Origin of the sequence: Nocardiopsis halotolerans DSM 44410, assembly GCF_000341065.1 — a bacterium.
GTDB classification, from domain to species: domain Bacteria; phylum Actinomycetota; class Actinomycetes; order Streptosporangiales; family Streptosporangiaceae; genus Nocardiopsis; species Nocardiopsis halotolerans.
The window spans coordinates 7,113-11,626 of the sequence record NZ_ANAX01000044.1 but is presented as its reverse complement, the minus strand read 5'-3'; the positions used below and the strand labels follow the sequence as shown (position 1 = coordinate 11,626).

Annotated in this window: 2 protein-coding genes (1 of these 2 only partly in view); both read left to right on the top strand. The window is 74.4% G+C overall.

Annotated elements, in window-relative coordinates:
- The first annotated feature begins 1,444 nt into the window (after positions 1-1,444).
- Complete coding sequence (locus D455_RS0103495) at positions 1,445-2,260, top strand: ATP-binding cassette domain-containing protein (protein ID WP_017569381.1); 816 nt, start codon at positions 1,445-1,447, stop codon at positions 2,258-2,260.
- Positions 2,260-4,514, top strand: partial view of an FtsX-like permease family protein gene (locus tag D455_RS35795; protein ID WP_017569380.1) — the 5' portion only. 94 nt of this gene lie beyond the right edge of the window; only the first 2,255 of its 2,349 coding nucleotides appear in the window; its start codon is at positions 2,260-2,262; its stop codon lies beyond the right edge, outside the window. Before D455_RS0103495 ends, D455_RS35795 begins: the two co-directional genes overlap by 1 nt.

The window sequence follows — 4,514 nt, the reverse complement described above, 5'->3', positions numbered from 1 at the left end:
CGTGGACGTCGGCCGCGATGCGGCGGCGCTCCTTGGCCACGGCGATCGCCGCGAGTGCCCGCCGGGCCTCGTGCACCTCGGCGACCAGGCGGGTGAGCAGCGCCAGGCCGTAGAACATCATCGTGACGGCCACGGTCGGGACCGTGCCCATGACGAGGATGACGCCGAGGGGCTCGGGCTTCACCGCCACGAGGACCAGCAGTTCACCCAGGACGATGGCGGTGAACACCGCCCAGGGCGCCCTGCGGCCGGGGACCGCGCTGAGGGACGTCGCCGCCGAGAGGGCGACCAGGCTGTGGACGAGTTCGACCTCGGGGCGGACCAGGGGTACGTACGCCAGCGCCGTCTGGAGGGGGACCGCCCACAGGACGTACCGGAGCCGCGTCCCGCCGCGCCCGGAGAGGAGGTGGCGCACGTAGAATCCCACGACGGCCAGCACGACGGCGCAGCCGACCAGGTTGGGCCCGTCCGGCCTCACCGCTGTGAAGAGCAGCGCTCCGAACACGTACATGGACAGTCCGCTGAGGATGACGGGCAGCGCGAGCCGGGGGGTCATGTCGGCCCGCGGTACCGTCTCCGGCTGTGCCGTGGGAGCCTGCCGAGCCCGCTCGGCGGCGTCCCGCGCCACCGCCGCGATCTCGGCCGGGCGCCGCCTGTCGGCCAGGCCGATGACGGCCGACAGCGCCGAACCGAGGATGGTGTCGAGGTCGCGGGAGATGCGCTCGCGCTCGTCGGCCACGGTCTGCGCGGCCAGTTCCCTGCGGGCCGCGTGCAGTTCGCTGCGCAGGTCGCTGAGCCGGGTCAGGCCGAAGATGATCAGACCCATCATCAGCGCGTTCCCCGCGGCGCTCACGCTGGCGTAGAAGTCGGCGGGGGAGAGCAGGCCCGCCGCGACGCCGACGGCGCAGAACGCGGGCCAGCGGACACGGCCGGGGACGATGAGCAGCACGGAGGCGGCCAGGAACCCCTTCGGCTCGCTCCACGGGAACAGCGCGGCCTGGGCCGCGAGCGTCCACCAGCCGCGCAGTCGTTTCGTCCGCGGCAGGCTGTGCACGAACTGGAGGGCGAGCGTCAGGAACCCGGCCGCGGTCGGCTGGACGATGAGTACGGGGGCGGCCACCCCCAGGAGGGTGATGATGAGGATCGCCACGGATCCCCACCCTAGTCCTTCACCCCGACACACCCGTCTGTTCGGGCGTTCTGCCCGGTTCGTGCATTCTGCACGGTCGATCGGTTCACACGACACTGGTCGCCGTCCCACCCGGACCGAGATCCTCGGAGTGACGACGCGGCGGCGCTTCGCCGCGTCCCGCGCCGGTTGACGCGCGGCCCGCCGATCACCGTTCCCGCACCCGCGTGCGTACCCGGAACCCCAGGTGAACGCCCCGCCGCCTGACGCGTCGGCCGGTGAGCGCGTTCCCGGGCGAGAGAACGGAGCAGACGGGTGAATGCTGGACGGACACCGGACACCAGGGTCGCGGAGACGGGGGACGGCGGCGCCGTCCCGTCCGGGGCCGACCGGGCCGGGCGGCCCTCGTGGGCGGTACGCCTCGCGGGGGTGACCAAGGTCTACGGCGAGGGCGCGAACGCCGTGCACGCCATGCGCGAGATGTCGATCGACCTGCCGCGCGGAGGGTTCACCGCCATCATGGGCCCCTCGGGCTCGGGCAAGAGCACCTTCCTGCACTGCGCGGCCGGGCTCGACACACCGACGTCGGGCACGGTCTACCTCGGCGGGACGGAACTGTCCGGGCTCTCCGAACACCGGCTGACCGAGCTGCGCCGTGAGCGGGCGGGGTTCGTGTTCCAGGCGTTCAACCTGCTGCCCTCCCTCGACGTGCTGGGCAACGTCACACTGCCGCTGCGGCTCGCGGGCAAGAGCGCCGACCCCGCATGGCTGAGCGAGGTGGTCGACCGCGTCGGCCTCTCTGACCGGCTCGACCACCGGCCCGCCCAGCTCTCCGGCGGCCAGCAGCAGCGCGTGGCGATCGCGCGGGCGCTGGTGACCCGGCCCGAGGTGGTGTTCGCCGACGAACCGACCGGGGCGCTCGACAGCCGCACGGCGGCCGACGTGCTGACGCTGCTGCGCCGCGTGGTGGACGACACGCGGCAGACGGTCGTCATGGTCACCCACGACCCGGTGGCCGCGTCGTACGCCGACGTCGTCCTCATCCTCGCCGACGGGAGGATCGTGGACCACCTCTCGGCGCCGACCGTCGACACGATCACCCGGCGCATGGTGTCCGTGGAGGAGCGCTGATGCTGAGGCTGGCCCTGGCCACGCTGCGCGGCCGCGTCGTCGGTTTCGTGGCGTCGTTCGTCGTGCTGCTGTTCGCCGCGGCCCTGGTGACCGCGTGCGGAATCCTGATGGAGACCGGTGTCCGCGGCGGCGGCGAACCCGACCGGTACGCGGTGGCCCCGGTCATCGTGGCCGGCGCCGACTCGGTACTGCCCCCGGGCGGCGGGGAGACCGACGCCGTCGCGCTGCCCGAGCGCGCACGGGTCGGCGACGCCGTCGTGGACGAGGTCGGGGCCCTTCCGGGGGTGGCCCGCGTCGAGTGGGTGGACCCCGGCCTCGCACTCGGCGTGTACGGCGACGGCGACCCCGGGGAACTGCGGGACCGGGTCGCCGGGGTGCTGCCCCCCGACACCCTGAGGGCGTACGCGGGCGACGACCGGGCGGTCGCGGAGTTCCCGGAGCGCGAGCAGGCGCGGAACATGCTCCTCGCGCTGTCCGGCAGCGGTGGCGGTACGGCCCTGCTGATCGCGGTCTTCGTGGTGGCGAGCACGTTCGGGCTCCTGATCCAGCAGCGGCACCGGGAGATGGCCCTGCTGCGCGCCATCGGGGCCACACCGAAGCAGGTGCGCGCCATGATCCTCCGGGAGATCCAGGTGGTCGCGGCCGTCGCCGGTGTGCTCGGCGTCGCGCCCGGGGTCGCCCTCGCGTACTGGCTGCGCGGTGAACTCGCCGCGCGGGGCTTCGTCCCGCCCGGGTTCTCCCTGACCGTGGGACCGGTTCCGATGGTCGCGGCCGTACTCGTCGGGATCGGCGTCGCGTGGCTCGCGAGCTGGTCGGCCGCGCGCCGGGCGACCAGGATCCGGCCCGTGGAGGCCCTGGGCGAGGCGGCGGTGGAACGCCGTGAGCTCGGACGCGGGCGCGTCATCGCCGGGACCCTCGTCGCCGCGTTCAGCCTGCTGCCCCTGACGATGCTGGGCCAGGGCGGGCAGATCGCCGCGGCGGCGCCCGCGGCCTCCTCGCTGCTGCTGACCGTCGCGGCGGCGCTGTTCGGCCCCCTGATCGTGCGGGGCGCCTACCGGCTGACCGGATGGATTCCGGGCCGGGCCTCCCCGACCTCGGGGTACCTGGCCGCCGCGGCCACCCGGACCGGCACCCGGCGCCGCGCCAGCGCGGTCGCGCCGCTGATGCTCATGGTCTCGTTCGCGGGCACGTCGATCTTCGTGGAGACCACGCAGTCGCACGCCGCGGAGGTCGAGGCGGCGGACGGCATGCTGGCCGAGCACGTCCTCGTCCCCGAGGGGGACGCGGTCGGCCTTCCCCCCGAGGTCGCCGAACAGGCGCGCGCCCTGCCCGGCGACCCGGCGGTGACCGAGGTCGTCCGCACCCAGGTACTGACCGAGGAGTCCCTGGACGTGGCGGACGGGGTCGCGGCGGTCGGTGAGATGGTCGGCGAGGAGGTGCCCGCGGGCGGGACGGCGGTCATGCTGACGCCCGCGCCCGCACAGGGCGTCACCGTCGGGGGCGTCGAGCGCAACCTCGACCTCGACGTGCGGTCCGGGTCGCTCAGCGACCTGGAGGGGAACACGGTCGCGCTGAGCGATCTCACCGCGGACGCCGCCGGTGTGGGGGTCGGCGACGAGATGGACCTCCGGATGGGGGACGGCGCCAGGGTGCGGTTGCGCGTGGTGGCCGTCTACGGCCGCGGGCTCGGCTTCGGCGCGGTGACGCTGCCGTTCGAACTGGCCCGCGCGCACACGACCGGGCGGACGGCCCACCAGGTGCTCGTCAGCGGTGCCGACGCCGCGGCGGTGCGGGAGTTGGCCGACGCGTCACCGCGGGCGGACGTCACCGACCGCGAGGAGGCCCTCGCGGGCCAGCGGCAGGCGCGGAGCCTCGACTCGTGGGTCAACTACGCGCTGCTCGGGGTGATCGCCGCCTTCGTCGCGATCGCCGTGGTCAACACGCTGGTCATGGCCACCGGCGAGCGGGTTCGCGAGTTCGCGCTGCTGCGGATGATCGGCACCACACGGCGGCAGCTGCTCGGCATGCTGCGCTGGGAGGCGCTGTTCGTCGGCGGCCTCGCCCTGGCCGTCGGTGCCGTCGGCAACCTGATCGCGCTCGTGCCGTTCAGCCTGGTCATGACCGGAACACCGGTGCCCCACGTGCCGCCGCTGGCCGGGCTCGGGCTCGTGGCGCTGACACTCCTGACCGCGCTGGCCGCCGTGGTCGTCCCGGCGCGTGTCGCCCTGCGCACACCGCCCGCCGAGGCGCTCAC